Annotated in this window: 22 protein-coding genes; 14 read left to right on the top strand and 8 right to left on the bottom strand. The window is 71.6% G+C overall.

All coding sequences use genetic code 11. The features are described 5' to 3' along the window. Positions 1 to 168: 168 nt before the first annotated feature. Both AC07DF_RS13635 and AC07DF_RS13640 read right to left on the bottom strand, forming a co-directional pair. Positions 169 to 1056 (bottom strand): amidohydrolase family protein, encoded by an 888-nt coding sequence (locus tag AC07DF_RS13635; RefSeq protein WP_478970189.1) that lies wholly within the window; start codon positions 1054 to 1056, stop codon positions 169 to 171. A gap of 538 nt (positions 1057 to 1594) precedes the next feature. Further along, entirely contained in the window at positions 1595 to 2092 is a 498-nt protein-coding gene (locus AC07DF_RS13640) for a MarR family winged helix-turn-helix transcriptional regulator (RefSeq protein WP_478970191.1), read from the bottom strand. A gap of 57 nt (positions 2093 to 2149) precedes the next feature. Here AC07DF_RS13640 and pip point away from each other — a divergent pair, with 57 nt between their 5' ends. Beyond that, complete coding sequence (pip, locus tag AC07DF_RS13645) at positions 2150 to 3127, top strand: prolyl aminopeptidase (RefSeq protein ID WP_478970192.1); 978 nt, start codon at positions 2150 to 2152, stop codon at positions 3125 to 3127. Positions 3128 to 3139: 12 nt separating this feature from the next. On the opposite strand, the gene AC07DF_RS13650 is transcribed toward pip, so the two are convergent. Then, a complete protein-coding gene (locus AC07DF_RS13650) occupies positions 3140 to 4483 on the bottom strand; it encodes a BTAD domain-containing putative transcriptional regulator (protein WP_478970193.1) in 1344 nt (447 codons plus the stop codon). A gap of 2 nt (positions 4484 to 4485) precedes the next feature. Next, on the bottom strand, positions 4486 to 5046 hold the full coding sequence (locus tag AC07DF_RS13655) for a CGNR zinc finger domain-containing protein (RefSeq protein ID WP_478970194.1): 561 nt from the start codon (positions 5044 to 5046) through the stop codon (positions 4486 to 4488). Positions 5047 to 5143: 97 nt separating this feature from the next. Here AC07DF_RS13655 and AC07DF_RS13660 point away from each other — a divergent pair, with 97 nt between their 5' ends. Then, a complete protein-coding gene (locus AC07DF_RS13660) occupies positions 5144 to 6316 on the top strand; it encodes an epoxide hydrolase family protein (protein ID WP_478970196.1) in 1173 nt (390 codons plus the stop codon). Here AC07DF_RS13660 and AC07DF_RS13665 read toward each other — a convergent pair. Continuing rightward, positions 6306 to 7013: an AAA family ATPase gene (locus AC07DF_RS13665; protein ID WP_478970198.1), complete on the bottom strand. Its 708-nt coding sequence runs from the start codon at positions 7011 to 7013 to the stop codon at positions 6306 to 6308. The two genes, AC07DF_RS13660 and AC07DF_RS13665, sit on opposite strands and share 11 nt — an antisense overlap. A 139-nt stretch (positions 7014 to 7152) precedes the next feature. Here AC07DF_RS13665 and AC07DF_RS13670 point away from each other — a divergent pair, with 139 nt between their 5' ends. After that, positions 7153 to 7662, top strand: a complete 510-nt coding sequence (locus tag AC07DF_RS13670; RefSeq protein WP_478970200.1) for a hypothetical protein — start codon at positions 7153 to 7155, stop codon at positions 7660 to 7662. Between the two features lie 70 nt (positions 7663 to 7732). Here AC07DF_RS13670 and AC07DF_RS13675 read toward each other — a convergent pair whose 3' ends face one another. Then, positions 7733 to 8260 (bottom strand): DUF1062 domain-containing protein, encoded by a 528-nt coding sequence (locus tag AC07DF_RS13675; RefSeq protein WP_478970202.1) that lies wholly within the window; start codon positions 8258 to 8260, stop codon positions 7733 to 7735. 243 nt (positions 8261 to 8503) lie between these two features. Between AC07DF_RS13675 and AC07DF_RS13680 the strand changes: the two genes are divergently transcribed. Beyond that, positions 8504 to 9040, top strand: a complete 537-nt coding sequence (locus AC07DF_RS13680) for a VOC family protein (RefSeq protein WP_478970204.1) — start codon at positions 8504 to 8506, stop codon at positions 9038 to 9040. Beyond that, positions 9033 to 9836 (top strand): MerR family transcriptional regulator, encoded by an 804-nt coding sequence (locus AC07DF_RS13685; RefSeq protein ID WP_478970206.1) that lies wholly within the window; start codon positions 9033 to 9035, stop codon positions 9834 to 9836. The genes AC07DF_RS13680 and AC07DF_RS13685 overlap by 8 nt, the downstream gene beginning before the upstream one ends. A 30-nt stretch (positions 9837 to 9866) precedes the next feature. Here the strand turns inward: AC07DF_RS13685 and AC07DF_RS13690 are convergent, their stop codons facing one another. After that, positions 9867 to 10742: a LysR family transcriptional regulator gene (locus AC07DF_RS13690; RefSeq protein WP_478970207.1), complete on the bottom strand. Its 876-nt coding sequence runs from the start codon at positions 10740 to 10742 to the stop codon at positions 9867 to 9869. A gap of 104 nt (positions 10743 to 10846) precedes the next feature. On the opposite strand from AC07DF_RS13690, the gene AC07DF_RS13695 reads away from it, so the two are divergent. Further along, positions 10847 to 11212: a YybH family protein gene (locus AC07DF_RS13695; RefSeq protein WP_478970975.1), complete on the top strand. Its 366-nt coding sequence runs from the start codon at positions 10847 to 10849 to the stop codon at positions 11210 to 11212. Between the two features lie 138 nt (positions 11213 to 11350). Here AC07DF_RS13695 and AC07DF_RS13700 read toward each other — a convergent pair whose 3' ends face one another. Next, positions 11351 to 12337 carry a LacI family DNA-binding transcriptional regulator gene (locus tag AC07DF_RS13700; RefSeq protein WP_478970977.1) on the bottom strand — a complete coding sequence of 329 codons (987 nt, stop codon included), beginning with the start codon at positions 12335 to 12337 and terminating at the stop codon, positions 11351 to 11353. Positions 12338 to 12619: 282 nt separating this feature from the next. Between AC07DF_RS13700 and AC07DF_RS13705 the strand changes: the two genes are divergently transcribed. The 8 genes from AC07DF_RS13705 to AC07DF_RS13740 all read left to right on the top strand — a co-directional run. Next, entirely contained in the window at positions 12620 to 14677 is a 2058-nt protein-coding gene (locus tag AC07DF_RS13705; protein WP_478970209.1) for an RICIN domain-containing protein, read from the top strand. 215 nt (positions 14678 to 14892) lie between these two features. Beyond that, a complete protein-coding gene (locus tag AC07DF_RS13710; protein WP_478970211.1) occupies positions 14893 to 15717 on the top strand; it encodes an IclR family transcriptional regulator in 825 nt (274 codons plus the stop codon). 412 nt (positions 15718 to 16129) lie between these two features. Further along, positions 16130 to 17674 carry an acyl-CoA carboxylase subunit beta gene (locus tag AC07DF_RS13715; protein WP_478970213.1) on the top strand — a complete coding sequence of 515 codons (1545 nt, stop codon included), beginning with the start codon at positions 16130 to 16132 and terminating at the stop codon, positions 17672 to 17674. 50 nt (positions 17675 to 17724) lie between these two features. Then, positions 17725 to 18981: a wax ester/triacylglycerol synthase domain-containing protein gene (locus AC07DF_RS13720; protein ID WP_478970215.1), complete on the top strand. Its 1257-nt coding sequence runs from the start codon at positions 17725 to 17727 to the stop codon at positions 18979 to 18981. Positions 18982 to 19100: 119 nt separating this feature from the next. Then, entirely contained in the window at positions 19101 to 20474 is a 1374-nt protein-coding gene (locus tag AC07DF_RS13725; RefSeq protein ID WP_478970979.1) for an MFS transporter, read from the top strand. Beyond that, the gene (locus AC07DF_RS13730) at positions 20467 to 21858 is read left to right on the top strand and encodes an NAD(P)/FAD-dependent oxidoreductase (RefSeq protein WP_478970217.1); all 1392 of its coding nucleotides are present in this window, start codon (positions 20467 to 20469) and stop codon (positions 21856 to 21858) included. The genes AC07DF_RS13725 and AC07DF_RS13730 overlap by 8 nt, the downstream gene beginning before the upstream one ends. A 65-nt stretch (positions 21859 to 21923) precedes the next feature. After that, a complete protein-coding gene (locus tag AC07DF_RS13735) occupies positions 21924 to 23438 on the top strand; it encodes an acyltransferase domain-containing protein (RefSeq protein WP_478970219.1) in 1515 nt (504 codons plus the stop codon). A gap of 41 nt (positions 23439 to 23479) precedes the next feature. Next, the coding region (locus AC07DF_RS13740) for an SDR family oxidoreductase (protein WP_478970220.1) at positions 23480 to 24623 on the top strand (1144 nt) is incomplete at its 3' end.

The following is a 24623-nucleotide window of genomic DNA, read 5'->3' on the forward strand; positions in this document are numbered from 1 at the left end:
CCCCTTGGTGTGGTGCGGCCCGGGTCGTTGAAGTTTCTAGCTCACTCGGGAGGGGAAAGGGAGCGGGAGTGACCTCGCGGGCCCCCTTGTGGGTGTCTTCTTACGCGATCTCTCCAATACCCGGCGGTAGTTGCGGCGTTGTTCACCGAGGCCGGTGCGGTACCGGTCTCACAGCCCGAAGAGTTCTGACGCGTTGTCGTGGCACACGGCCCGCAGCCACTCGTCCCCGAGTCCCAGCCGCTCCAGAGCCTGGAGCTGCTGCACGTACGGATAGGGGATGTTGGGAAAGTCGGAGCCGAGCAGGATCCGGTCGCCGAGCCCGGACAGCCGGGGCAGGGCCCGGCCGGGGAACGGCGCGAGCCGCTCGCTGAAGTCGGTGAACGCCATCGTCGTGTCCAGCCGCACCTCCCCGTACCGCTCGGCGAGGCCGAGGAACTCCTCGTACTCGGGCATCCCCATGTGCGCGACGATCAGCCGCAGCCGGGGGTGGTTCGCCAGCACGCGGGCGATCGGCTCGGGCCCGGTGTGCTTGCCGGGCGCGGGCCCGGATCCGCAGTGGATCACCACGGGGATCCCGGCGTCGGCCAGCACTCCCCACGCGGGCCGCAGCAGTTCGTCGGCCGGGTCGTAGGCCCCCACCTGCACATGCGCCTTGAACACCCGCGCACCCGCCTCCACGGCCTCCCGGACATACGCCTCGACCCCCGGCTCGGGGAAGAGGGTCGCGGTGTGCAGACAGTCGGGCGTACGACGCGCGAAGTCCACCGCCCAGCCGTTCAGCCAGCGGGTCATGCCGGGCTTGTGCGGATAGAGCATCGCGGTGAAGGCCCGCACGCCGAACTCCCGCAGTATCCGGGCCCGTTCCGTCTCCTCTTCCCGATAGGTGATCGGCCACTCCAGCCCACCGGTGAGCGGCCCGAGCCCGTCGAAGTACTCCCATACCTTGCGCAGGACCCGCTCGGGCATGAAGTGCGTATGCACGTCGACAAGGCCGGGGAGCCCGAGGCGGCCCCAGAAACGGCGGACCTCGTCGCGCTCGTCACCGTGATCGTTCATGGTGCTCACGATCGGGGCGGGCGGGGCGGCGGGGCCAGTGCTTTGCGCGAAGGAACCGTGAGGGATCCATCACCTGGGGCTCGCCATGTTTTCGGCCGATGCCGGCTGTTGTCGCCGATGTCCGCGATGGGCAGGATGACGGGTGTGGCGGTGTCCCCGGCAACACGGAAGCTGTGCGAGGCCACGTTCTCACGCGACAAGATCACGAGTGCGCTGGCACTGATTGATCTGTATACGGGCGTGGACCGAGAACGGGTGCACCAGGCCCTGGTCCGGCTGAGCGGAGGTCGGGTCGACAGGCTTCGTTCGTGGCTTGCTGAGGCGGAGTTCAGGCCGGAGACCGTCCTGTGATTCGGCGAGCCGACGTCTGATGTCTCTCCGGAGACCCATGCCTTCGGGGTGGAGTTCATGAACGGCTTCATCGACAAGCACCTCGACATGCGCGTGGAGCCCCAGGGCGAGTGACGGTCTCCGAGTGGCTCGTCCGCCGCGGCCAGGGGCGGCCGGGCGTTTCCCAGGCTGCCGGTCACCCTGCGGCTCACGAAGAGTCCCCACCCCCCGGCCCCCGATACACCGCCCCCACCCGCTCCCGGAACGGCCGCCGCCCCACCGCCTCCGCCACCTCCCTCAGCAGCTCCGCCAGCGGCATCGACAGCTCCGTGTCCAGCTCCGCCATCGCCGTCACCGTGGCCTCCCACTCCGCCTCGATCCGCGGGAGCAGGGCGCGGCACTTCGGGGTCAGGTCGATCAGTCGGCGGCGGGCGTCCAGGGGGTCGGGGGTGTGGGTGACCAGGTCCGCGCGGGCCATCTGGGCCGCGGTCTGGCTCGCGGCCGAGTGCGTGACGCCGACCGCCGCCGCCAAGTCGCGGACGGACAGCGGGCCTTCGGCCAGCAGGGCCCGTACGACCGGGGAGAAGCGGGGCCGGTACTCGGGGAGGCCCTGTTCCTCGTAGATCTTGGCCACGTCGCCGTCGAGCAGTTCCAGGACGTGGCGGAGCAGTGTTCCTACGGCGGCCGGATCCGGGATGTCTCTCACCTTGCTAATCTAACAGCGCTGTTACATCTCGGCGGAGTCGAGGAGGGCACCTCCCCCATGACCGGTCTCCATCCCCCCATCGAGCCGTACGAGCACGGCATGCTCGACGTCGGCGACGGCAACCGCGTCCACTGGGAGACCTGCGGGAATCCCGCGGGCAAGCCCGCCCTCGTGCTGCACGGCGGGCCGGGATCCGGGGCGGGGCCGTTCTGGCGCCGGCTGTTCGACCCGGCGGCGTACCGCATCGTGCTCCTCGACCAGCGCGGGTGCGGGCGGAGCACGCCCGACGCCGCCGATCCGCGGACCTCGCTCGCCGCCAACACCACCCACCATCTGATCGCCGACATCGAGCAGTTGCGGCGGCACCTCGGCATCGAGGAGTGGCTGGTCCTCGGCGGCTCCTGGGGTGTGACCCTCGCGCTGGCCTACGCCGAGCAGCACCCGGGCCACGTGTCCGAGCTGGTCCTCTTCAGCGTCACCAGCACCACCCGCCGCGAGGTGGAGTGGGTCACCCGGGACATGGGGCGGATCTTCCCCGAGGAGTGGGCCCGGTTCCGGGACACCGTCCCCGAGGGGGAGCGCGACGGCAGCCTGGTGGAGGCGTACGCCCGGATGCTCGCCGACCCCGATCCGGCCGTACGGGAGCGGGCCGCGCGGGAGTGGTGCCGCTGGGAGGACGTGCATGTGTCCACGGACCCCGGGCACAGGCCCGACCCCCGCTACGAGGACCCGCGCTTCCGGCTGCGCTTCGCCCGCCTCGTCACGCACTACTGGCGGCACACGGGCTTCCTGGACGACGGGGCCCTGCTGCGCGATGCCGGGAAGCTGGCCGGTATCCCGGGGGTGATGGTCCACGGGCGGATGGACATCAGCGGGCCCCCGGACATCGCGTGGCGGCTGGCCCGGGTGTGGCCGGACGCGGAGCTCGTGCTGATCGGCGGGGAGGGGCACGGACTGTCCGGGGACGCCACGACGGATGCCGTGCTGGCGGCCACGGACCGGTTCCGGCCCCTCGGGAACACACACCGCGTCTGATGCCGGCCGTCGTCACCGGGTTCCCGAGACCCGCTGGGCCCCGCACGTGGCCAGACTGCACCACCTCCGCCGCCCGCTCTCGTCGAGAAACAGCCAGCCGCAGTCCGGGCTCGGGCAGGCGCGGACGGTGAAGCGGCGGGGGTCGGCGAGCAGTTCGGCCGCGCTGCGCGCCACCGCGAGGAGAGGCAGGCGCAGACCGGCGGAGGGGGACGGCCGCCAGCGTCCCAGGCCGTCCTCGCCCCGGGTGAAGACAGAGAGCCGCGCGGCGTCCTCCGCCACCCCGGCCACCGCCTTGAAGGCCCGGCCGTCCTGCGGATCGGTCAGGCAGGCGTACAGGTCCGTACGGAACCGCCGGGCCTCGTCGAGCGCGGCGGCGGCCTCGGCGGGCTCGCGTACGGCCTGCTCCCGCAGCCGGGCGACCGTCCGCTCCTCGACCAGGTCCAGATGCCCGGCCCATACGGCGAGCGCGGCATGGTCCCGCAGCCAGTCCGACCCGGGCAGCGGGTCCCCGCCCCACCCGGCGTAGGTGTTGCAGAACTCCAGCGCGGGGTGGCCGCTCGTACTCCACGGCAGCCAGTGGTCGCCGACCCGTACCGCGTAGACGGGCCCGGGGGGCCGGTCAAGACGGGGGTCGCCGCGCAGCATGCGTTCGTGCAGGGTGCGCAGTTCACGGTGCGGTTCGATGCCGAGGTCGGCCGCCAGCAGGGCGCGGGTGCCGTCGTACAGCCGCAGTGCGTCGGCCTGGCGGCCGGCCCGGTACAGGGCGGTCATCCGGGCGGCGACCAGCCGTTCCCGCGTCGGGTGCTCGTCGAGCAGCGGTGTCAGGTCCGCCGCGACCCGGTCGTGCAGCCCCATGGCGAGCTGGGCCTCGGCCCGCTGTTCCACGGCGGACAGCCGCAGTTCGGCGAGTCTGCCGCCCAGCCGCGTCCGCAGCCGCTCGCCGGCCACGTCCGCGAGCGGCTCGCCCCGCCACAGCCCGAGGGCATCGTCGTAGAGGCGGATCCGCTCGGCCGGGTCCCCGGCGGCGGCCGCCTGCCCGACGAGGGCCGTGAACTCCTGTGCGTCGACGCGGTGTCGGCCCTGCTCCACGGCGTAACCGTCGTGGCGGGTCTCGACGGGCACCCCGTACGGTCTGAGCGTGGCGCGCAGCCGGCCGACGTAGGTGTGGACGGTGGCGCGCGCGGAAGCGGGCGGGTCGCCGTCCCACAGCAGGTCGATGAGGCGTTCGGTCGTGACGACACGGTCCGCGTGCAGCAGCAGGACGGCCAGCAGGCACCGCTCCTGGCGGCGGCCGCCCAGTGGCACCGGCCGTCCCTCGTGACGGACGGCGAACGGGCCGAGCAGCTGGAAATCCATGGCTACCGGGCAGCCTGCTTGGCATGGAAGCGCGCCTTCTTCTGGCGATTCCCACACGTGTTCATGTCACACCATTTGCGGGTGCGGCTCTGGCTGGTGTCGAAGAAGGCGGCCAGACAGGTCGGTGACGCGCACAAGGCCAGTTTTCCGTCTCGTTCGCCTGCGACGATGCTGATCGCGTCGGCGGCGATCACACCGAGGGCGTCCTCCACGCGGGAAGCCGAGCTGAGCCGCCATCGCCGCTCGCCCTCGGGCGTCAGGATCGCCGCGGCCCGGCCCTGGGCGCTGCGGTCATTGATGACCTGGACATCGGACCCGGGGAGAGCCTCCTGGAGCGCGGCCGCTGTCGCGACGGCGTGGATCGCCTCCCTCAGCTCCCGGGCGAGGTCGAGCTGGGCGGGGGTGCAGGAGTCCACGGCGAGGCCGTACACCGCCAGCCAGTCGACGAGTCGCTGCGGCGTGGGAATGCGCTCCACGGCGTCGCCATGACGCTCCGAGAGGGTCCCCGTGAAGCTGGTCGCCAGCACGCTGCCGAGGCGGAAGTCAGGGAATCCAGCAGGCATGGAACCAGCTTAGACGGTTGCGGCGCGGCCCGGGAGCCTGTTAGAACCGTCTTAGCCGGTTCCGTCTTAGCCGGTTCCGCGATGGCCAGGAGGACTCATGCCCCGTCCCGCGAGCGACGTGCAGGCGTTTGAAGCCCACGCACCTGATGCCGACCTCGACGATCTGCGCGCGCGACTGGCCGCGGCGCGACTGCCGGAGGCCGAGACGGTCCACCGCGCCGCGCCCGGTCCTCGCCGATGGGACCAGGGCGTTCCGCTCGCCGACCTCGTCGACGTCGTGAACTACTGGCGCACCGGATACGACTGGCGGTCGTTCGAAGAGCGCCTCAACCGGATCGGCCAGTTCCGCACGACCATTGACGATCTGGGAATCCACTTCCTGCACCGCCGGTCCGCGCGCGCGGACGCCATTCCGCTGCTCCTGACGCATGGGTGGCCGGACAGCATCGCCCGGTTCGTCGACGCGGTGGACGAGCTGGCGGATCCGAAAGACGCGGACGCGCCGGCGTTCCACGTCGTGGTCCCGTCACTGCCGGGCTTTGGTTACAGCGACAAACCGGCCACCACCGGGTGGGGAACCGAAAAGATCGCGGCCGCATGGGTGGAACTGATGGGAAGGCTCGGCTACGGCGAGTTCGCGGCCCACGGCGGAGACTGGGGAGGCAATATCACCACGGTTCTCGGCGGCAGGTTCCCGGCGCATGTTCTCGGCATCCACACCACGTTCGCCGAGGGACCGCCCGGGTTGACGACGGACGGGCTGACGGCGGTCGAGCGCGAGTGGGCCGAGGAAACCCGCGATTTCTGGCGCCACCGCGCGGCGTATGCGAAGCAGCAGGCGACCCGGCCGCAGACCATCGGCTACTCGCTCGTGGACTCACCGGTCGGGCTTCTCGCCTGGATCCTCGACAAGTTCGCCGAGTGGTCGGACACCGAGGACAGCCCGTTCGAGACGATCTCCATGGACCGCGTTCTCGACGACGTCACCCTGTACTGGCTGACGCGGACCGGCGCGTCGGCGGCCCGCATCTACTACGAGAGCCACAACTCGCTCGATCCCGAACTCCGGGTCGACGTCCCGTCGGCGATCACCATGTATCCCCGCGACGTCGAGAAGTGTCCGCGCCCCTGGGCACAGGAGCGGTACCGGCACATCGTCCGATGGACGACGCCCGAGAAAGGTGGGCATTTCCCGTCGCTGGAGGTTCCCGAGTACTTCGTCAGGGATCTGCGAGAGGGCCTCGCGGCAGTGGTGGGCGCTAGTCGGTGATGTGCCGCAGATAGGCGTGCGGGTCGGCGAGATAGCGGCGCCAGTGATCCACGACGCCGAGTTCCCGCCAGGCCACTCTCCGCAGGCCGTGTTCGCCGACCTCGACGATGTCCGCGCCCGGCAGGGCGGTCAGGATCGGGGAGTGCGTGGCGCAGATGACCTGGCCGCCCTCCTTGGCCAACCGGTCGATGTGCCCGATCAGTTCGAGGCAGGAGGAGAAGGAGAGCGCCGCCTCCGGCTCGTCGAGGACGTAGAGCCCGGCGTGCCGGAACTTCCCGCGGAACGCCGCGAGAAAGCCCTCGCCGTGACTGACCGAGTCCGGCGCGAAACCCTCCCTGTCCAGTGCGTCCAGCGCGGTCTCGGCCCGCAGGAAGAAGCCCTTGCGGGCCGACCAGCTGGTGACCATGCGGCGCCCGCGTGAGGCCGCGTCGAACTTGATCCGCTCACCGAGCACCGACTTGCCGCGCGGGGAGGCGTAGCGCCAGTCGTGGGAGCCGCCGTAGGAGTCCAGGCCGAACCCCTCCGCCAGCGCCTCCACCAGCGTCGACTTCCCCGAGCCGTTCTCTCCGACCAGAAAGGTCACCGGTGCGGTGAAGCGCAGCCCCTCGTCGAGCAGCTGCCGGACACAGGGCACCGACCAGGGCCAGCTGTCCTCGTCGTACGAGGAGAGATGGGCGTACGCGCGTTCGACGATCACCCGACCAGTGTCGCCCAGGACGCGGAGGGCGCCTTTGTGCCCACGCCGAGGATGGTGAGGCTTTGGTCAGAGGCCGGGGACAGACTGGCGCACGCCCTTGCGGCGAGCCCTCCTTCCACCCCTCCGACCAGGGAGAACCATGCGCCGAACCGCCCTCGCGATGCTCACACTTGCCGCCGCGCTCCTGGGGACGCAGCCCGCGACGGCCGCGACAGCGGCAGGGGGCTGGGAACCGGCCCCCTCCACACCGTGGGACGTCGCCGCCGGCGTGCGCTGCGACTTCCCCGTACACGGCGAGCCCGTCGTCGACGAGGTGGTGCGACTCGTGCTGAGCACCCACCCCGACGGTTCCGCGCGCCGGGTCGCCTACAAGGGCGACCTGGTCATCCGCGTCACGAACACCGACACCGGCGCCGCCTACGACGCCGACGCGAGCGGCTCGGCCGTCGTCGAGTACCGACGCGACGGATCACAACTCTGGGCCGTGCACGGGCCGGTGTTCGTCGGCATCGGGGAAGGCCAGGGCACGCTGCCGCGCGGCCTGTACATCGTCGACGGCGTCTACACGATGGACATCAGCGCCACCGGATACAAGGCCGTACATCTCGTCCGGGGGACCACGGACGACCTGTGCGCCCGTATCGACTGACACAGGGGACCACGGGGCGGGGGCCTGTCCGGCCGATCGTGCCGGACAGGCCCCCGCCCCCGGGGAGGGTTCAGCGTTTGAGCGTGAAGGTGAAGTCGCCGGAGAGCTTGCCGCCCAGCCGGACCGCCGAGACGACTTTCCCCTCCGCGATCAGCCTCTCGACCTCGGCCCGGGGAAGACCGCACCCTTCAGCGATCAGCCGCACCGGCCGGAGGGGGATCCGCGCCGCGAAGCGGACCGATACGTCGATCACCTCGCGGTCCTGGTGATCCGATCCGCCGGTGTCGAGGCGCCAGGCGTCGTCCCAGTCGAGGGCGATGCGATTGCGGCGCCGCACGACCGGATCCTGGAGCAACTCGGCTGCCAGGCCGGGGTCGTTGTCGTGCAGCCGGTCCAGTAGCTCGGGCCGTACGGAGCGCACATTCATCCGCTCCAGGACCGTGAGCTTCGCCGTCTCCCCGCAAGCGGTGCAGAGGACCAGGAGCCAGGCGTCGAGCAGCTTGTGGTGGGCGTTGACGCGGAACTTGCCGTTCGCCCGGAAGCGTTCGGACGCGCACGTGTGGCAACGGCGGAGGACGAGTGGCAGGCAGGTGGGCATGACCACCCAGTTTTCGAGCACAGAAGTACACCGGTTTCAGTGAGAAGTCCGCAGCAGGAAGCAGCGCGGCGCACAGGCGCGACGCGCGACAGATCAGCTCTCGGGAGGTCTCACACGGTGTACAACGGCACGTCCTTGCTCAGACGACTTGGGCCGGCAGCACGGTAATGGCGCACAGCGGCGCCGCTCCACCGGTTTTCGCGGCTTGACCCTCACGCCGCGTGAGGCCGGAGGGTGGTGTGCATGAGCGACTACTACGACGCGTTCGAGATGAGCCCCGTGCCCACCCCCGGCCCGGACGCGGTTCCGCCGGAGCCGTTCCGTGGCATCTACGGGATGCCCGCCTTCGTCACGATCCCCACGACCGACTTGGCGGCGTCGGTGGACTTCTGGACACGCGGGCTCGGGTTCATCGAGCTGTTCGGCATCCCCGGCAGCGTGGTGCATCTGCGCCGGTGGGCCTTCCAGGACGTACTCCTCGTCCCGGCGGCGAGCGTTCCGGAGCAGGCACCGGCGATGAGCGTCAGCTTCGCGTGCGTGCTCGGCCAGGTCGATTCCCTCGCCGAGGACTGCCGTGCGTTGCGCCCCGACTCGGTCGACGGTCCACGGGACACCCCCTGGAGCACCCGCGATGTCGTGGTGATCACCCCCGAGAACGCACGGATCGTCCTCACCGCGGCGAGGCCCGTCGATCCGGACAGTCAGGAGGCACGGGACCTCGCCGCCGTAGGGATCACCCCGCCCGGCGACGGTCCTGACGACAATGAGCGGCATGCCTGATACCGCTGACGCCGATGGCCTGACCGTAGGTCAGGTCTCGGCGCGTCTGGGTGTGACCGTCCGCGCGCTGCACCACTGGGACGAGATCGGTCTGGCACGACCGTCGCTGCGCACGGCTGCCGGATACCGGCTCTACACCGCCGGTGATCTGGAACGCCTGCACCGCATCGTCGTCTACCGTGAGCTCGGCCTGGGCCTGGACAGGATCGCGGCCGTCCTGGACGACACGACCACGGACGTGCCCGGCGCGCTGCGCGCGCAGCGCACCCAGGTCGCGGAACGCATCGACCGCCTCCGGCAGCTCGGTGCCGGACTGGACCGGATGATCGAGGCCCACGAGCGCGGCCTGCTGCTGACCGTCGAGCAGCAGACCGCGATCTTCGGCCCTCGGTGGGACCCGGACGGGCCCGCCCAGGCCCGTGAGCGCTACGGAGACACGACGCAGTGGCGGCAGTACGCCGAACGCTCGGCCACTCGCGGTCCGGAGGAATGGCAGGACATCGCCGACGCCGTCGCCGGCTTCGAACGCGCCCTCGGGGATGCGCTGGACGCCGGCGTCGCCCCTGGCAGCACGGAGGCGAATCGGCTCGTCGAGCGGCACCGCGAAGTCTTCGCCTCGTACTTTCCCCTCACCAGGCAGATGCAGGTCTGTCTCGGCCGCATGTATGAGGCCGATCCGGGATTCGCCGCCCACTACGACGACATCCGCCCCGGCCTCGCCACGTGGTTCAGCCGCATCGTCGACGCGAGCGCTCGCGCCCACGGCATCGATCCCGACACCGCGACCTGGCAGTAGGGCGCGGTCCTTCACGAACCCGGTGGCGACTCAGGCGAACGCCCGCCCGCAATGCCCCAGCAGCTCACGCACCGCAGGGCCGTGCGTCCCCTTCCAGATCAGGGCCAGCAGGGCCGGTGCTGTCACGTCGTCGATGAGGCGGGCGACGACCCGGTCGCCATAGCTCGTGGCCATCGACTCGCTGAGGACCGCGACGCCGAGGCCGCGGGTCGCGAGGTCCGCGATGGCGTCGGCTGCGCCGGCCTGCAGGGCGATCGTGGGGTGGAGGTCCTGGGCGGCGCACGCGCGGTCGAAGAGTGTGCGCAGTCCGGTGCCCGCGGGCATGCAGATGATCGGGTGGGCGACCAGGTCGCGCAGAACGACCCGCCGCTGCCGCGCCAGCGGATGCCCGGCCGGCACCGCTACGACCAGCCGCTCGCTGATGAGCGTCAGCGCCTCGAGCCCCTCGGGGGCGGCCGTCGCGGTTCCGACGAGTGCCAGGTCGACGGTGCCGGCGCGCACCGCCTCGACGAGCCGGTCGGAGTTGTCCTCCAGCAGGGAGATCTCGACTCCCGGATGCGCGCGGTGGAACGCGGAGAGCGCGTCGAACAGGGGCGTGAGGGTGCAGCCGATGACCATCCCGACCGTGAGCCGCCCCCGGATCAGATCGGTGACCTCGTCGACCGCCTGGCCCACCGCCCCGGCCGCCGCGAGCGTGGCGCGGGCGTGGTCGAGCGCCGCCCTGCCCGCCGCGGTGAGGGTGGCGGTGCGCCCCGAGCGGTCGAACAGCTCGGCACCGAGTTCCCGCTCGAGCCGGCGGATCTGCGCGCTGACGCCCGACTGGCTGATGTGCACCCGCTCGGCGGCCCGCGTGAAGTTCTGTTCCTCGGCGACCGCGACGAAGTATTCGAGCTGCCTCAGTTCCATGACTACGGATTCTAGTTTCCAGTAGAACCACCTGTTGGACTTCTGGCCGCGGGGTGAGCAGCCTGGAAGCAGACATCGACCTCGACGACGTTCAGGAGACCCCCATGCCGGAGTACGACAAGGCCCTGCGGCCCGAGGACCTCACCCGCTTGTTCGTCGAGCGGTCCAACGCCGGTGACGCGGCCGGGGTCGCCGCGCTCTACGAAGAGGACGCCGTGCTGGCCTATCCGCCCGGTCAGCGGACGGTGGGGCGGGAGGCGATCCGCGCGTTGTGGGAGAAGGTGCTGGCCGACCGTCCCCGCTTCGAGCCGGAAGCGCCCCTGCCGACGCTGGTCAGCGGCGACATCGCCCTGACGTCGACCCCGCCGAGGGACGGGGCGGGTGCCCGTGCGCAGGTGGTCCGGCGGCAGCCCGACGGCAGCTGGCTGCGCGTCCTCGACCAGCCCGAGTTCACCCCGCCCACCGGCTGAACACGGCCTCGACCAGCCCGAGTTCACCCCGCCCACCGGCTGAACACGGCCTCGACCAGCCCGAGTTCACCCCGCCCACCGGCTGAACACGGCCTCGTGCCGACCGGGCCGACCGCACCCGCCGGCTGATCCCCGGCCCTACCGCCGCCGGACCCCCGTACTCTCCCTCCGCACCAGCCGCGTAGGCACCAGCGTCGTCCCGTGCTCCGCCCCGTCCCGCCGCATCTTCTCCAGCACCCCCTCCACACACAGCCGTCCCACCTGGGCGAAGTCCTGGTGGATGGTGGTGAGGGGCGGAAGGAAGGACGCGGACTCGGGGATGTCGTCGAAGCCGATGACGCTGATGTCGTCGGGGACCCGGCGGCCTTGTTCGTGCAGGGCGCGCAGCAGGCCCAGGGCCATCTGGTCGTTGGCCGCGAACACCGCCGTGCAGTCCGGCTCGCCGGCCAGTCGCAGACCGGCCCGGTAGCCGGACTCGGCGGACCAGTCGCCGCGGACCAGGGGTGGCGTCGCCCGGCCCGCGGACTTCAGTGTGTCGCGCCAGGCGTTGGCGCGGCGCTGGGCGGCGAAGGAGCCCTCGGGCCCGGCCAGGTGCCACACCGTGTCGTGACCGAGGTCCAGGAGATGGCGGACGGCGTCACGCGCGCCGCCCGCCTGGTCGGTGTCGACGACGGTGTAGCGGTCGCCGGCGTCCGAGTCGGCCACCACGACCTGCACACCGGGCGGGAGCGAGACCGTCGCCGCGTCCAGCAGGTGGATCTCCATGATGACGATGACGGCGTCCACGGCGAGTTCGCCCAGGCGGGAGAAGGCGCCGTTGACCTCGTCCTGGGTGGGGACGGCGACGGGCAGCAGCGTGACGGCGTAGCCGTGCTGGGCAGCGGAGGTGGCGATGGCCTCCAGGGTGCGGATGTTGCCCATGGTGGAGAGGGAGAAGGTGATCACGCCGAGGGTGCGGAACTCGCCCCGGCGCAGTGCCCGGGCCGCGCTGTTGGGGCGGTAGCCCAGCTCCCGCATGGCGGCCAGGACCTGCCGGCGGGTGTCCTCGGTGACGCCCGGGAAGCCGTTGGAGACCCGGGAGACGGTCTGGGAGGAGACGCCGGCGAGCTGGGCGACGTCGGCCATGGACGCGCCCTGGCGGGGACGGGCCGCGCGCCTTCTCGTACGGCTCGTGCCCATCGGTTCGCTCTCGCCGTCCACTGTGCCCACCTGCCCCTCGCTCACCTCGCCGCGCGACCGGCGCGACCGGCGCGAAAAAATTTAGGTCCGGAACGACTCCTTGACCCCTGAGATTCGGACAGTGTAGACATCCCGCCAGTGGATGTTTACGTAAACATTGCCTAGCAGAAAACAGCGGAAATCGTACGAGAAGGCGCCACACCGCACCAGAGCCCTGGAGTACTCGAGATGGCACACCGCACCCGTAAGAGAAGGCTCCTCGGGGCCATCGGCGTCACCGCCCTGGCGACCGGAACCGTCCTGGCCACGACCACCCTGCCCGCCGCGCACGCCGAGACGGCGTCCCAGACGGCCGCGGCCGGGATCACCGTCCGGCCCGACCCCTCCTACTCGGGGGAGAAGTTCGAGGGCTGGGGCACCAGCCTGGTCTGGTTCGCCAACGCCACCGGCGACTACCCGCCCGCGGTCCGCGAGAAGCTCTACAAGCTCCTCTTCGGCGACGACGGCCTCGCGCTCAACATCGCCCGCTACAACATCGGCGGCGGCAACGCCCCGGACGTCAAGGACTATCTGCGGGCCGGCGGGGCCGTCGAGGGCTGGTGGAAGGCGCCGGCGGGCACGACCCGCGAGGACGTCGACTGGTGGGACGCCGAGGACCCCGGCGACTGGAACAAGAACGCCGACAAGACGCAGCGCTGGTGGGTCGACCGCATCAAGAAGGACATCACCCACTGGGAGACCTTCAGCAACTCCCCGCCCTGGTTCATGACCGAGAGCGGCTACGTCTCCGGCAACTTCGACGCGGGCAAGGACCAGCTCAAGCCGGAGTCCGTGGAGGACTTCGCCAAGTACCTGGTGGGCGCGACCGAACGGCTTGAGAAGGCGCACGGCATCAAGGTCGACACGCTGGACCCGTTCAACGAGCCGAACACCGACTACTGGGGCACCAAGCTCGGCCCGGACGGCGAACCGACCGGCGGCCGCCAGGAGGGCGCCCACATCGGCCCCGAGATGCAGCAGAAGGTGATCAGGGCGCTGGCCCCGGTGCTGGACAAGTCCCGGTCAGACGCGGAGATATCCGCGATGGACGAGACGAACCCCGGCACGTTCGCCACCAACTGGAACTCGTACCCCCAGGAAGTGCGCGACCTCGTCGACCAGATGAACGTGCACACCTACGGCACCGGGCAGCGCACCACCGTCCGCGACCTGGCCAAGGCCGCCGACAAGCCGCTGTGGATGAGCGAGGTCGAGGGCGACTGGGGCGACGGCCAGAGCTTCACGGACATGCGGCCCGGGCTGGGCCTCGCCCAGCGCATCGTCGACGACCTGCGCGAACTGGAGCCCAAGGCCTGGGTGTTCTGGCAGCCCGTCGAGGACTACGACAACATGAAGCCCGGCGGCGAGTCCGCGAAGGGCGGCAACTGGGGCGAGATCCAGCTCCCGTTCAGCTGCACCTCGAAGGACACCCTGGAGTCCTGCCCGGTCTACACGAACACCAAGTTCGACACCGCACGGAACTTCACGCACTACATCAAGCCCGGCGACCGGCTGATCAAGACGAACGACACGTCCAGCACGGCGGCGGTCTCCCGCAAGGGCGACGCGGCGACGGTCGTCCACGTCAACAGCACGGCCGAGGCCCGTGAGGTCACCCTCGACCTGTCCAAGTTCGGCCGGGTCTCCTCCCGCGCCACCGTCACACCCGTGGTGACCAGCGCCGACGGCAAGCTCGACAAGCAGCAGGCCGTCCGCGTCTCCGGCAAGCAGGCCACGCTCACCGTGCCCGCGCAGTCGGTGACGTCCTTCCTCGTCAAGGGCGTCTCGGGGGTCGCGAAGGACGCCGCCGAGCTGCGGAAGGGTCACACGTACCGCCTGACCGGCGCCCAGAGCGGCAAGGACCTCACGATCGCCGACAACGGCACCGGTTTGGTCATCAGGACCGCGAACACCACCGACCCGAGCGGTCAGCAGTGGAAACTGGAGCAGATCCGCGGTGCCGACAACCGCAAGCGGTACGTCTTCGCCGAGGAGTCCACGGACAAGCGCCTGGCGATCCGCGACGGCAAGCTGGTCGCCGAGCCCGACGAGGGCCGCCGCGACGACGCCGCCCAGTGGATCATGTCGACCACCGGCGACGGCACCTGGACCCTCGTCAACGCCGCCACCGGTCAGCTTCCGGACGTGTCCGGCCAGTCCACGAGTGACGGTGCCCCCGTCGGCGTGTGGCAGCCGAACTCCGGTTCCAACCAGCGCTGGAAGGTGACGGATGTGACGGCCGGCTAGCCCTCCTCCGCACGTCCTTCCGCGACGCCCCCGCCCGCCGTCACCGTCCTGGTGGCCGGGTCGGGGGCGTCCTGCTGCCCGCGACCGCCCGGGCCTGTCCTCTCTCCCCGGTCGTCATCGGCCCCGAGGTCAGTGGCCCGGCAATTACCGTGGTGAGCATGGGACAGGCCGTCACACCGAGGGTAGGGCGGCACCACCTGAACGGGGAGCAGGGAATGAGCAAGCGCGGCACTCTCGGCGGCAGCGCGCACGCCGACCGGGTCTTCAGGGTTCAGCGGGCCTTCACCGAGGTCGAAGGGCAGATGCACGGTCCGGGCGAGTTGGCCGAGGTCTCGGGCCTCGACGACTCGACGGTGCACCGGATCCTCCAGTCCGGCGTGTACGACGGGATCTTCGCCCGGGAGGGGCACGGTCTGTACAGGCTGGGGGCCGGGGCGGCGCGGCTGGGGCTGAAATCCCTGGCCCACGCGCCCAACGGGCGGGTGGCGCACGCCGTTCTGGAGGATCTGCACGCGGCGACCGACGGGGGGCTGGCGTTCCTGTTCGCCCTGGCTCCCTTCGGGGGCGCCGGGAAACAGTGTCTGGACATGGCCGTCGGCGCGTCGGACCTGTCCGAGATCGGCGTCTCGCACCGGGCGTTGATGGAGGTGTGCCGATCGCTGCGTACCGGTGCCGCGGGGCGGGCCATCCTCGCGTTCCTGCCGAAGGTGATCCAGGACGGTGTGCTGGCCGAGCCCGTGCCCGAGGGCGCGGGGCCCGGGGCGTTCCGCGACAACGCGGCGCTGCTCGCCTCGCTCGACTCGGTCCGCCAGGACGGGCTCGCCCTGGACGTCGAGGAGTGGGCCGAGGGCTGGGTCGGCTGCGCGGCGCCCGTCAGGTGGGACGGGCTCATCATGGGGTCCGTGGCGGTGCTGAAGCCCGGTCACGACATGTCGGCCTGCTCGCTGTCCGCGGTGCGGGCGGTGCGGCGGGCCGCCGCGTGCTTCACACCGGCCGACGACGAGGGGCCGTGGTCCGAGGAGGCCCCGGGCTCCTACTGAGCGGCCTCCGCCGTGCGTGGGCCCCCGGCCGTTCCCGGCCGGGGGCCTTTCATGCGTTCACCGGTCGCCTTTTTCCACGATCTCCGGTGTCCATTCCGAGTGATCGGTTAATGCCAAGTGCCCTCGCGGGGCCGCCGCATTCACGAGATCTCCCGCTTCTCGCGACGCGGGATTTCTGGATATCCCGCGTCGCGGGATAGTCACGAACCGGCTTGACACCGGGTGCCGTGGCCCTCGAATAATCGGGAGGGAAAGGAGAGAGCCTCCCCGGGAGGATCTCTTGAGAGAGCCCTCGCAAGAGACGGAGAAAGACGCCGATATGACGGTCCGATCCGATGCTCCCGTCGAGAATTCCGCTCCGGCATCCGACTTAGACCCCCGCGCCGCGGCCCCGGCCGCCCCCGCGCCCGGGATGCGCGACAGCATCGCCCTGCTGCACGCCACCCGCCTCGAAGCGGAGCGCGGGCCGGGCGGCCACGGCACCGACCAGCAGCACGCCCGCGGCAAACTGACCGCGCGGGAACGCCTCGACCTGCTCTTCGACGAGGGGTCCTTCCGCGAGGTGGAGCGGCTGCGCCGGCATCGCGCCACCGGCTTCGGCCTCGAGCACCGCAGGCCCCACACCGACGGTGTCGTCACCGGCTGGGGAACCGTGCACGGCCGGACCGTCTTCGCGTACGCCCATGACTTCCGTATCTTCGGCGGGTCGCTGGGCGAGGCCCACGCGGCCAAGATCCACAAGATCATGGACATGGCCCTTTCGGCCGGAGCGCCGCTGGTCTCCCTCAATGACGGCGCGGGGGCCCGAATCCAGGAGGGTGTCTCGGCACTCGCCGGATACGGGGGCATATTCCAGCGCAATACGAAAGCGTCCGGCGTGATCCCGCAGATCGCCGTGATGCTCGGCCCGTGCGCGGGCGGCGCCGCTTATTCTCCGGCTCTCAACGACTTTGTCTTCATGGTGCGCGGCACTTCCCAGATGTTCATCACAGGACCCGATGTCGTGCAGTCGGTGACGGGCGAGGAGATCTCCCACGAGGGCCTTGGCGGCGCCGATGTGCACGGCGCGGTGTCGGGTGTCGCAGGTTTCGTCCACGACGACGAGACCGAGTGCCTGGAGGAGGTCCGCCACCTGCTCTCCCTGCTGCCGCCCCACAACCGCGAGCTGCCGCCCGCCTACGACTGCGCCGACCCCGCCGAGCGCACGAACGACTCGCTCGCCGACCTGGTGCCCGCCGACGGCAACCGCCCCTACGACATGCGCGCGGTGATCGAGGAGATCGTCGACGAGGGGGACTGGCTGGAGGTCCACGAGGGCTGGGCCACGAGCGTGCTGTGCGGACTGGCCCGGCTGGGCGGGCAGACCGTCGGCGTCGTCGCGAGCCAGCCGACCAGCCTCGCGGGTGTGCTGGACATCCACGCGTCCGAGAAGGCCGCCCGCTTCATCTCCGTCTGCGACGCCTTCAGCATCCCCCTGGTGACCCTGGTCGACGTCCCCGGCTTCCTCCCGGGCGTGGACCAGGAGCACGGCGGCATCATCCGGCACGGCGCCAAGCTCCTGTACGCGTACTGCAACGCCACGGTCCCGAGGATCTCGGTGGTGCTGCGCAAGGCGTACGGCGGCGCCTACATCGTCATGGACTCCCAGTCCATCGGCGCCGACGCCACCTACGCCTGGCCCACCAACGAGATCGCGGTGATGGGCGCGGAGGGCGCCGCGGGCGTCGTATTCCGGCGCGAGATCGCCGCGTCCGACGACCCCGAGGCGACCCGCGAGCGGCTCGTCAAGGAGTACAAGGCCGAGCTGATGCACCCCTACTACGCCGCGGAACGGGGCCTCGTCGACGACGTCATCGACCCGGCGGAGACCCGCGCCACGCTGATCGACGCGCTGCGCGCCCTGCGGGCCAAGCACGCCGACCTGCCGTCCCGCAAGCACGGCAACCCGCCCACGTGACGGGCCGCCCGGGGACGACGACCACCGCGACCGGCAGGGGAGCCGAGCGCATGAACCACCGACTCAACCCGATCGACGAGGTCTTCCTCTCCATGGGAGGGGAAGCGGGCCTGGCCCACGGACAGTTCCTCCGGTTCCAGGGGAGCCCCCCGTCGCTGAGGGAACTGCGCGACCACGTCGAGGAGCGGCTGCCCGCCCTCCCGGTACTGACGCACCGCGTGACGCACACAGGGGGACGGCCCCGGCGTGAGCCGGACCCGGGCTTCGACCCCGCCGCGCACCTGAGGGAAAAGGAGTTCCCGCCGGGGACGCCCCTCGACACCGTCCTCACCGCGCTGGCCCGTGAGCCGCTGCCGTCAGGCGCCCCGCTGTGGTCGACGCACCTCGTCCACGGGTACGCCGACGGGGAGTTCGCCGTCTGCTACCGGGTCCACCACAGCGCCGAGGACGGCATGGGCGCCTCCCACGTCGTCTCCGCGCTGTTCGGAGACCCCGGCCTGGAAGACGGCAAACGGCGTGCGGCGGGGTCACGGCCGCTCATCAGCGGCTCCGCCCGCGAGCTGGCCCGGGGCACGGTCAGCGTCGGCACGGGCCTCGCCCGTGCCCTGATGCCCGCCCGGCCGTGGCCGAGCGCGCCCACGCCGAGGCCCGAGCGCCTCGGGGTGGCCGCCGCCGGCGCGACCTGGGACGAACTGCGGCAGCTGAGCCGCCGCTTCGGTGCCACGCTCAACGACGCGTTCCTCATGACCCTGTGGAAGGCCCTCGACGACTGGGCCGCCGACGGTGACGAGGACGTACGGTCGCGGTTCCGCACGGCACCGGTTCCGGTACGGATGCCGCTGAGCACCCGGCTGCCCGGCGAGGACGCCCTGCCCGGCAACCACCTCACCACCGCCGTCGTCACCCTGCCCGAACGGGGCACGCCCTTCGGCGCCGCCTTCGGCCAACTCGCCGAGCGCACCCGGCGGATGCGCGCCCACGGCCTGCGGCCGGCCAGCCGGGCGCTCGTCGGGATCCTGCCCGCGTCCGTGACGCGCTGGACGGTCCGGCGACTGCTCAGCCCGCGCGCCTCACCGCTGTACGCCTCCAACTTCAGCCTGCACACGGCGCTGTCCTTCCGTGGCGCCCCCGCGATCGACGCGACCCCGCTCGGTGTTCTCCTGCCGGGCAACGCCCTGTCCGTGACGCTGCTCTCCTACGGGCAGCGGGTCCGGATCGGCTTCCTGTACGACCGCGCGCTCCCCGGAGCGGAGCGGCTGGCCGGTCTGTGGCGTGAGTCGCTCGACAGCCTGTCCGTCCCCTCCTAGCCCGCGCCACCGCGCGCCCCGCCCACCGTAAGCCCAACAAAGGATCTCCTGTGTTCGGTTGGTCCCCTGCCCGTGGAAACGCCTTATCGACCCTGGTGGTCAGCGCCCTCGCGGTGTTCATGGCCGCACTGGACAACCTCGTTGTCATCACCGCCCTGCCCGCCATCCAGAAGTCCCTGGGCACCGATCTGCAGGAGCTGGAATGGACGGTGAACGCCTACACCCTGGCCTTCGCGGTCTTCCTGATGGGCGGCTCGGCCGCGGGTGACCGCTTCGGCCGCCGGCGGATGTTCCTGATCGGGCTCACGGTGTTCACGGCCGCGTCGGCCGGCTGTGCGCTCGCCGGTTCGCCGGAGGAACTGATCGCCGCCCGCGCCGTACAGGGCTTCGGCGCCGCCATCGTCATGCCGCTGACCCTGACCCTGCTGACCGAGGCGGTGTCCGAGCGGCGCCGCGGCATCGCCCTCGGCGTGTGGGGCGCGCTCAGCGGCCTCGCGGTCGCGCTCGGCCCGCTGGTCGGCGGCGCCGTCGTGGAGAAGATCTCCTGGGAGTGGATCTTCTGGGTCAACGTGCCGATCGGTGTCGCCGTCCTGCTGCTGGGACTGTGGCAGCTCGCCGAGAGCAAGCAGCCCGGCGCACGGCTCGACCTGCCCGGCACCGTACTGGTCAGCCTCGGCATGCTGGGTGTGGTCTTCGCCCTGGTGAGCACCACCAACGACGGCTGGACCAGCGGCAAGGTGCTTGGGTCCCTGATCGCCGGGCTCGTGCTGCTCGTGGCGTTCGTGCTGTGGGAGCTGCGTGCCCCGGCCCCGATGCTGCCGATGCGGCTCTTCGCCAACCGCGGGTTCAGCGCCGTCAACGTCACCAGCATGCTGATGTTCGCGGCGATGTTCGGACTGGTCTTCCTGCTCACCCAGTTCATGCAGAACATCCAGGGCTTCTCGCCCCTGGAGGCGGGTGTGCGGATGCTCGCGTGGACGGCGATGCCCGTGGTGGTCGCCCCCCTCGCGTCGTTCCTGACCGCCTGGATCGGCAACCGGCTCGTGGTGGCGCTGGGCCTGCTGGCCGAGGCCGTCGCGCTGGGCTGGCTCGCCTCCGTGACCGCCGTCCACACCGAGTACACCGAGCAGGTGCCCGGCCTGGTGCTGGGCGGCATCGGACTCGGACTGTTCTTCGCGCCCACCGCCGAGATGGCGATGAACGTCGTCAGGCCGCGCGAGCAGGGCATCGCGTCCGGCGCCAACAACACCTTCCGCGAACTCGGCGGCGTCCTGGGCGTCGCGGTGCTCACCTCGATCTTCACCTCCTACGGCGGCTACGGCACCCCGCAGCAGTTCGTCGACGGGCTGATCCCCGCCGCCTGGGCCGGAGCCGGATTCGCGGCGCTCGGGGTCCTGGCGATGCTCACCGCACCGCGCCGCTCCGGGCAGCCGGGCTCGGCGGAGACGGCCCGGGGGCGCGCGGGCCAGGAGCAGGAGTACGCGCATGTATGACGTCATCGTGGTGGGGGCGCGGATCAGCGGTTCCGCCACGGCCATGCTCCTGTCGAGGGCCGGGTACCGGGTCCTCCTCCTCGACCGCGCCGTCTTCCCCGGCGGGAAGGCCGCGGCGACCAACCTGGTGCACCCGCCCGGCATCCTGCGGCTCAAGCGCTGGGGGCTGCTGGAGCGGCTGAGGGCCACCGGCTGCCCGCCCATCCGCGAGTACGGTCTGCAGAGCGGCCGGGCCCGGCTGATGGCCCCGCTGCCCGCCGTCGAGGAGGTCGACGAGGCCTACTCCCCGGAACGGGCCACCCTGGACCGGATCCTGCTGGACGCGGCGATCGAGTCCGGCGCCGAGTTCCGCGAGGGCTTCTCCGTCCAGGAGCTGTGCACGGACGAGGCCGGAACCGTGACCGGCGTCCGCGGACGCACCGCGGACGGCACCCCGGTCACCGAACACGCCCGGCTCGTGGTGGGCGGCGACGGCTCCAACTCCACCGTCGCCCGCCTGACGGGCGCCGAGAAGTACGGCACCCGTCCCGTCCTCAACAAGAGCCACTGGGCGTACTGGGAGGGCCTGCCGCACGACGGCCGGGTCCGCACCCACCGGCACGCCCGCAAACACACCTTCACCTGGCCCACCCACGACGACCTGACCATCGTGGGAGTCGCCCAGCCCACCGAGGACTTCAAGGCCGGCGCCCAGGAGGAACGCGACCGGACGGTCATCGACGCCTTCGAGGCCGTCGACCCCGAGTGGGCCGCGGCGCTGCGCGACACCAAGCGCACCGGCCGCTGGATGACGGGCTCCGTGCCGAACTTCCTGCGCCGCTCGCACGGCCCGGGCTGGGCGCTGGTCGGCGACGCCGGATACACCCGCGACCCGATCACGGCCGCCGGCATCAGCGACAGCCTGCGCAGCGCCGAGCTGCTGGCCGAAGCCGTCGACGCCGCCTGGTCGGGGTCCGCCGGCGCCGGCCTGCCGGAGGCGCTCGCCCGCTACGGACGGCGGCGGGACGACCTGGTCAGGGGCCACTACCAGTACACCTGCGACCACGCGGCCATCGCCGACCACAGCCCGGAGGAGGTCGAGTTCATCGAGGCGATGAGCCGCAGCGCCACCCACGGCCGGGACATGGTCGGCGTCTTCGCCACGATCGTGGACCCCGCGCGGTTCTACTCCGCCGCCAACATGCACGCCCTGCTGGACCACGTGGAGTCCGGTCCGGGCACGAGCTGGAAACTGCGCATGGTGCGCTGGCTGGTGCGGGGAGCACCCCGGCACATCCCACCGGTCCGCCGGGCCGGTGACCGACTGATCGCCGGAAACCTGGGCTCCATGGGGCAGTACCTGACGGACAGCCCCGGCCGGGCCACCGCGCCCGCGCCCCTCTAGCGGTCACCGACCGCGCACCCACCCTCGACCCACCCTCGACCACCCGCGACAAGGGAAAGATCAGCATGCCCGAAAACACCTTCCCCGCCCCGCACACCGCGTTCGTCCTGCCCGGCCAGGGCGGCTTCGACGGCGCCGCGCTGCGCCGGGCCAAGGACACCTACCCGCAGGTCCGGCGGGTCTTCGAACGCCTCGACGCCACGACCGAGGAGCTGTTCTCACGGCGTATCAGCGACGTGGTGTTCGGCCCCGAGCAGGCGGACCTGCGCGAGCTGCTCGCCCAGGACTCCTGGATGTCCCAGGTGGCCATCTACGGCGCCGGCCTCGCCGCGTACGAGATCCTCACCGATTACGGCGTCCGCCCGGACGTGCTCGCCGGGCACAGCCTCGGCGAGATCACCGCGCTCGTCGCCGCCGGGGCTTTCTCGCCGGAGGACGGCGTGCGGATCGTCGCGCAACGCGTCGCGGTCATCGAACGCCACGACGGGATCGACGGCCGCATGGTGGCCCTGTCGGCCGGCGCCGACCGGGTGCGGATGCTGCTGGGGCTGCTCGACGAGCCGCTGCTGGCGGTCGCCACCGAGAACCACGACGAACAGACCGTGGTCAGCGGGCCGGACGCGGTACTGGACCAGGTGACGGCCATCGCCGCGCAGCTCGGCATCGGCGCGATCGAGATCGACGCGCCCTTCCCCTTCCACACCCCGGCCCTCGCGCCCGCGGCCCCCGAGTTCGAGGCGTACGTGCGCACCCTGGAGCAGCACCCGCTGCGGCAGCGGGTCTACTCGCCGATCCTGCAGCGCTACTACGAGCCCGACGAGGCGCTCGCCGGGCGGCTCGCGGAACACTTCGTCCAGCCCGTCCGGTTCGCCGCCGCTGTGCGCCGGCTGCACGGTGAAGGCGTCACCACGTTCGTCGAGGCGGGCGGACGCCCCGCCCTGTCCAAGCTGGTGACCCGGCTGACCCGCGGCTCGGACGTCCGGTCGCTGCCCACCCTCGCGCTCGACGAGGGCGGCCGGCCTGCCCTGGACGCAACCCTCCGGGAGCTGCGCGAGGCGGGCCTGGCAGGCACCGGCCCGGACGGCGCGTCCGGCCCCGGACTCGCCGGCCTCCTCGCCCCGTCCGTTCCCTCCGACGTCTTCGAGGCGTACTGGACGGCACACGGTCACGAGGTGCGGGAGCGGATCCGGACGGACGCGGAGGCCTTCGGCAGGCAGGAGCGGACGCCGGAGCCCGCGCAGGAGCCCGCGCCGGAACCCGTACCCGAGCCCGTCGGGGCCGTCGGGGCGCCCGAGAACGCCGCCCTGGACCGGGACGAGGTCTTCGCCGAGCTGCGCACCCTCTACGCGCAGGCGCTGGAGTACCCGGAAGAGGTCTTCGAGGCCGGGGTGCAGCTCGAGGCGGAACTCGGCGTCGACTCGGTCAAGCAGGTGGAGCTGCTGTCCCGGGTGTCGCAGCGCTACGGCCTGCCGCCGCGCGAGGCCGACTTCCGCCTGGACCCCTACAACACGCTCGACGCCATCGCCGACTTCGTGATCGCGGAGCTGGCGCGGAGCCCTGAGCCCCAGCCGGTCGGCTGACCCGACCGCCCGTCTTCACCTCCCAGAAGGACACGCATTCCATGAACGACCTCACCGGCAAGGTGGCGCTGGTAACCGGCGGGTCGAGGGGGATAGGAAAGGCCATCGCGCGGGATCTCGCCGACCGCGGGGCCGACATCGTCCTCAACTACTTCCACTCGCACGACCAGGCCAAGGAGACCCGCGACGAACTCGTCGCGGCGGGAGCCCGGGTCGACCTCGTACGGGCATCGGTGGCCCGGCAGGAACAGGTCGACCGGATGTTCCAGGAGATCGACGAGCTGCACGGACGGCTCGACATCCTCGTCAACAACGCGGCGAACGGCGCCCTGCTGCCGCCGGACGAGGTCACCGAGACGCACCTGGACAAGGCGATCGAGACCAACTACAAGGGCGGACTGCGCTGTTCCCGGGCCGCCGCGCCGCTGATGGCACGGGACGGCGGCGGCTCCATCGTCACCGTCTCCGCGCTCGGCGGCTCGCAGATGGTGATGGCCAACTACTCGGCATGCGCCCCGGCGAAGGCCGCGGCGGAGGCCGCCTCCCGGTATCTCGCCGTGGAGCTGGCCCCGTTGGGCATCAGGGTCAACACCGCTTCCGCCGCCATGCTGAGCAGCGAGGTGGCGGACAAGTTCCCCGACGCCGGTCCCATGCAGGACGTCATCGAACGGGCCACCCCCTGGGGCCGCCTCGGCCGGCCGGAGGAGTTCGCCGCACTCGTCTCCTTCCTCGCCTCCGACGACGCCCGGTGGATCACCGGCCAGACCGTCCTGGCCGACGGCGGCCTCACCCTGGGCGCGGCCCTGCTGTCCCCGTCCGGGGAGGAGCCCCCCGGAGCACCCGTGTCCCGCCCCGAGGGCGATGCCCGGCCGGGGCTTGCGGCTGGGGCTGCGGCTGTGGTTGGGGCTGAGCGTGCGGCCGGGTCTGAGCCCGCGGCCGGGGCTGAGCCTGGGGTCCGTCCTGAGGCCGGTGCCCGGCCGGGGCCTGTGGCTGGGGCTGAGCGTGTGGTCCGGCCTGAGTCCGAGTCCCGGGCCGGGGCCGGTGCCCGGCCACAGCCCGAGGCCGGGTCCGTGGCTGATGCCCGGCGTGAGCCTGGGGTCCGTCCTGAGGCCGGTGCCCGGCCGGGGCCTGTGGCTGGGGCTGAGCGTGTGGTCCGGCCTGAGTCCGAGTCCCGGGCCGGGGCAG

The sequence above is a fragment of the Streptomyces sp. NPDC044719 genome (assembly GCF_056433405.1).